Origin of the sequence: Bradyrhizobium sp. ISRA442 (genome assembly GCF_038085055.1) — a bacterium.
Lineage (GTDB): Bacteria > Pseudomonadota > Alphaproteobacteria > Rhizobiales > Xanthobacteraceae > Bradyrhizobium.
Window position 1 is genome coordinate 1 of record NZ_JALGCN010000051.1, and the last position, 4,279, is coordinate 4,279.

Annotated in this window: 5 protein-coding genes; 4 read left to right on the forward strand and 1 reads right to left on the reverse strand. The window is 60.5% G+C overall.

Annotated elements, in window-relative coordinates:
• From MTR72_RS40060 to MTR72_RS40075, 4 genes are all read left to right on the forward strand, one after another.
• Nucleotides 1-397, forward strand: a 397-nt coding sequence (locus MTR72_RS40060) for an NAD-dependent epimerase/dehydratase family protein (RefSeq protein WP_341512331.1), incomplete at its 5' end; no start/stop codon positions are given.
• A 260-nt stretch (nt 398-657) separates the two neighbouring features.
• Complete coding sequence (locus tag MTR72_RS40065) at nt 658-1,719, forward strand: Gfo/Idh/MocA family protein (protein WP_341512332.1); 1,062 nt, start codon at nt 658-660, stop codon at nt 1,717-1,719.
• Nucleotides 1,716-2,183: an acyltransferase gene (locus MTR72_RS40070; protein WP_341512333.1), complete on the forward strand. Its 468-nt coding sequence runs from the start codon at nt 1,716-1,718 to the stop codon at nt 2,181-2,183. The genes MTR72_RS40065 and MTR72_RS40070 overlap by 4 nt, the downstream gene beginning before the upstream one ends.
• A gap of 8 nt (nt 2,184-2,191) precedes the next feature.
• Nucleotides 2,192-3,289, forward strand: coding sequence for a DegT/DnrJ/EryC1/StrS family aminotransferase (locus MTR72_RS40075; RefSeq protein ID WP_341512334.1), 1,098 nt, complete (start codon nt 2,192-2,194; stop codon nt 3,287-3,289).
• A 762-nt stretch (nt 3,290-4,051) separates the two neighbouring features.
• Here the strand turns inward: MTR72_RS40075 and MTR72_RS40080 are convergent.
• Nucleotides 4,052-4,279: hypothetical protein (locus tag MTR72_RS40080; RefSeq protein WP_341512335.1), on the reverse strand; the 228-nt coding region annotated here is incomplete at its 5' end.

Below are 4,279 nucleotides of genomic sequence, written 5' to 3' on the forward strand. Positions count from 1 at the left end.
GCTGATCCGGCGCTTTCACGAGGCCAAGGTCGCCGGCGCCAGATGCGTCACGGTCTGGGGCACCGGCATGCCGCGGCGCGAGTTCCTCCATGCCGACGACATGGCGGATGCCTGCGTGCATCTGATGAAGACTTATTCCGGGGCGGAGCTGATCAACATCGGCACCGGCAAGGACATCACCATCGCCGACTTCGCCCGCCTGGTCGCCGATGTCATCGGCTATCGCGGCGAGATCACGTTCGATCCCTCGCGTCCCGACGGCACGCCGCAGAAGCTGCTCGACATCAGCCGTCTCGCGGCGCTCGGCTGGCATGCGACGACCTCGCTGGAGGATGGCTTGAAGCGGGCCTATAAGGCGTATTTGTTAACCCTCCCCGCACAGGTAGATGAACGATGATAGGTTCAAGAGTTGCGTCTCTTGGGGCGCGGTAAGCTTGCAAGTGGGTGGGGAAGCGGCCATCCCTCGTACTAGGGGTCTGCGGCAAGTTGATTCCCCCTCGTGCGCGGCGCAGGTGGTCAGATAGTCTTTTTGCTGCGGGCGAATGTAGGTAGCGTATTCATCTCAGCCTTGATTCGCTCGGCCTTTTGTTAATATAGCTCATGCTGGCCGACGCGCTCGGAGCCGCTGTTCCGGGCGCCCACCGAAACCGAGGTCCCATGATCAGATTTGGCCTGCTTGGATGCGGGCGTATCGCCAAGCGCCATTCAGATCTTTTGGGCGGCAACCATATCGCGGGGGCGACTCTCGTCGCGGTCTGCGATTCCGAGCGGGCGCGGGCAGATACGATCGCGGTCAAATTCAGGGTCGACGCTCACTACGACATCGATTCGATGCTCGCGCGCAAAGACATTGACGCGGTTGCGGTGCTGACCCCGAGCGGGCTGCACCCCCAGCATGCGGTTGCTTGTGCGCGTGCGGGAAAGCATGTGATCGTCGAGAAGCCGATGGCGCTGCGTTTGCAGGACGCCGACGGTATGATACGTGCCTGCGACGAGGCGGGCGTCAAGCTCTTCGTCGTTAAGCAGAACCGTTTCAACGTCCCGATCGTCAAGGCGCGCGAGGCGCTCGATGCCGGCCGGTTCGGCAAGCTGGTGCTCGGCACGGTCCGCGTGCGCTGGTGCCGGGACCAGGCCTATTATGATCAGGACGCTTGGCGCGGCACCTGGGCCCAGGACGGCGGCGTGATAACCAATCAGGCGAGCCATCACATCGACATGCTGGAATGGTTTTTTGGCGACGTCGTCAGTGTTCATGCCCGCAGCACCACGGCGCTGGTGAGAATCGAGACCGAGGACACCGCTGTTGCGACACTGAAATTTCGCAGTGGCGCGCTCGGGATTATCGAAGCGACCACCGCGGTGCGTCCGGTCGATCTCGAAGGCTCCCTATCGATCCTCGGCGAAAAAGGAACGGTGGAGGTAGGCGGCTTTGCCATGAACCAGATCCGGCATTGGCGCTTCGTCGACGAGCTTCCGTCCGACAAGGAGGTTATCGAGAAGTTCTCGGTCAACCCGCCGAACGTCTACGGCTTCGGCCATCAGGCTTACTACCAGCACGTTGTCGACTGTCTCGCTGATCGCCGCGCCGCGCTGGTCGATGGGCTTGAAGGCCGCAAGAGTCTGGAACTGATCTCGGCGCTCTACGAGTCTATCGAGACCGGGCAGGAGGTTACACTCCGTTTCGTGCCACGTCGCAGCCGCCTTGGTGTCGCCTCGTGACCAGACCCGAACTGTGTCAGGCAGCCATCCGCGAGGTCGCATTCGGCGCCGGCGTGAGGGTCGTCGAGCCCTGCAATCTTTATGGCTGTAGGATCGGAGATGGTTGCTTCATCGGTCCCTTCACCGAGATCCAGAAGGGGGTCGTCATCGGCGCTCGCACGCGCGTGCAATCACATACTTTCGTCTGCGAACTCGTCGCCATCGGCGAGGACTGCTTCATCGGTCACGGGGTGATGTTCATCAATGACACTTTCGCGACCGGAGGGCCCGCGCGGGGTCGCAAGGAACTGTGGCGCGAGACCCGGATCGGCAATCGGGTCTCGATCGGCTCTAGCGCGACCATCTTGCCAGTCACGATTGCCGACGATGTCGTGATCGGAGCGGGAGCGGTAGTCACCAAGGATATCACGATTGCCGGCACCTATGCCGGCAATCCGGCGCGGCGGCTGACTCCGCGGAAATAGAGGTGCACATGGCCGTCCCTTTCGCGGATCTTCAACTCCAGTATCAGACCATCAAGAACGAGATCGACGCGGCGATCGCTGGCGTGATTGGCGACAATGCCTTCATCCGCGGGGCCTATGTCGACGATTTCGAGCGCGAATTCGCCAAAGCCGTTTCGGTCAGACATTGTGTGTCGTGCGCGAACGGTACCGACGCGCTGTACCTTGCGATGGCTGCACTGAAGTTGAAGCCGGGCGACGAGGTTATTACGACCGCGCATTCCTGGATCTCGACTTCGGCGATGATTACCCATGCGGGTGCAACGGTCAGATTCTGCGATACCGACGGCGTGACCTTCACCATCGACCCCGCGGCGATCGAAGAGGCGATCACGCCGCGTACTGTTGGCATCATCCCAGTGCACCTCTACGGACAGCCAGCGGACATGGACGCGATCATGGCGATCGCGAGCAAGCACAGCTTGTGGGTAATCGAGGATTGCGCGCAGGCACATCTGGCACGTTACAAAGGCCAGATGGTCGGAACTTTCGGTGTGGCCGCAACTTACTCATTCTATCCTGGTAAGAACCTCGGCGGGATGGGCGATGGCGGCGCCGTTGTCACGAACGACGAGGCCCTCGCCGAGTGGGTGACTATGCTGGCCAGACACGGCGGGCTAGTGAAGCACCAGCACCATATCGAGGGTATCAACAGCCGGCTCGATGGCATGCAGGCCGCGATTTTATCGGCCAAGCTCCCGCATCTGGCGGGGTGGACCAAAGCGCGTCAGAGCGCAGCCGCTTTCTATGATGCAGCACTGAAGCAGGTCAACGACGTGCAGGTGCCGCAGGTCTTGCCCGGGCGGGACCATGTCTATCACCTCTACACGATTAAGCATGCCAGGCGCGACGCGCTTGCAAAGTGTCTGAACGCGAAGGGAATCCAGACCTCGATCAACTATCCGACGGCATTGCCATTTTTACCGGCCTACCGCCGTTTTGAGCACACGGTCGAGCAGTTCCCACACGCCTGCGCCGACCAGACCAGCATCCTGTCGCTGCCTATGTTCGCAGAGATCAGTCGAGCTCAACAAGAGGAAGTGGTCCGCGCGATTCGAGAATTCTAGTGTTGGTTCCGCGATCGCCTTGCAAACGACTTCAAAGCCCTGCACTGTAGCGATGCTGGGGTCAGGTAACATCGCTGCGAATTGTCACCTGCTCTGCGGATCTGCCTTCGGTTCCGGCAATAAACAACAAAATTGACTACCCATGCGACCAATTGCATATCGCAATTAGAAGTTGTTAGCCCTATGGTTCTTTTATGGGCTCAACTTGGCTAAGCTGGCTATGCAGGAAATGGCGCTCGGCTGCTCCTCTCGGCGCAAGGGAATATTTGCTATCGCTAGCGAGCGATTGCGAGGCGGAAGATCAGGGAAACACCGCCGGATTGAACGCAGAGCGAACTAGTCGGGTAATCTTTGCCGCGCTGTGCGTTGCGCTTTTCAACATTCCCCTCGTAGCATGGAGCGAGCGAAGCTACGTTCCGCCCCCGCCCCCGCCGTGCGCAAACGCCTACAAGCTTCCGCTCCCCAGTCGCATCTACGCAGAAGGCTTCGTTTATTCAGCCCCAGTCCCGGCTCAATTCGAGCCTTACGCCGACGAGGATAACGACGCACAGAAGTCGCCGGTGCTGCTGTACGAAGAAGACAAGCCTCTTCCGATGCCGCACAGCCGAGGATGGGTGATAGCTGAGCAGGGAAGGGGCCGATACTCCCTGCAGCGTGGTCACATCTACTTCTCGAGCAGCGACAACTCCGATCCCCGCTCGAACCTCCGTTCCTACTGGCTGGTGATGCCGGACGGCATTGGGTGGCAAGTGGCTACAGAGGTTACCGCGCGCGTTTGCGGGCCTTGTTGCCGGCTTTCGGATTCGGTTCGGTGAGCCACATCAAGATCTTGGTCACGCCGAGCGCATCCGGAAGCTGATCCCGCTTCATGATGCGCTGCAGACTCGACGAGGTCGTGCCGATCTCGGTCGCCATGCCTCGAAGTATCTGGTCACGCTTGTCCTGCAAGAGCTCCAAGCCCCAGACCAAGGCGTGGGGACTGCGGTCGAG

Excerpts from the sequence above, each read along its gene's own strand:
- MTR72_RS40065 (WP_341512332.1), top strand. The coding sequence starts at position 658 with ATGATCAGATTTGGCCTGCTTGGATGCGGGCGTATCGCCAAGCGCCAT.
- MTR72_RS40075 (WP_341512334.1), top strand. The coding sequence starts at position 2,192 with ATGGCCGTCCCTTTCGCGGATCTTCAACTCCAGTATCAGACCATCAAG.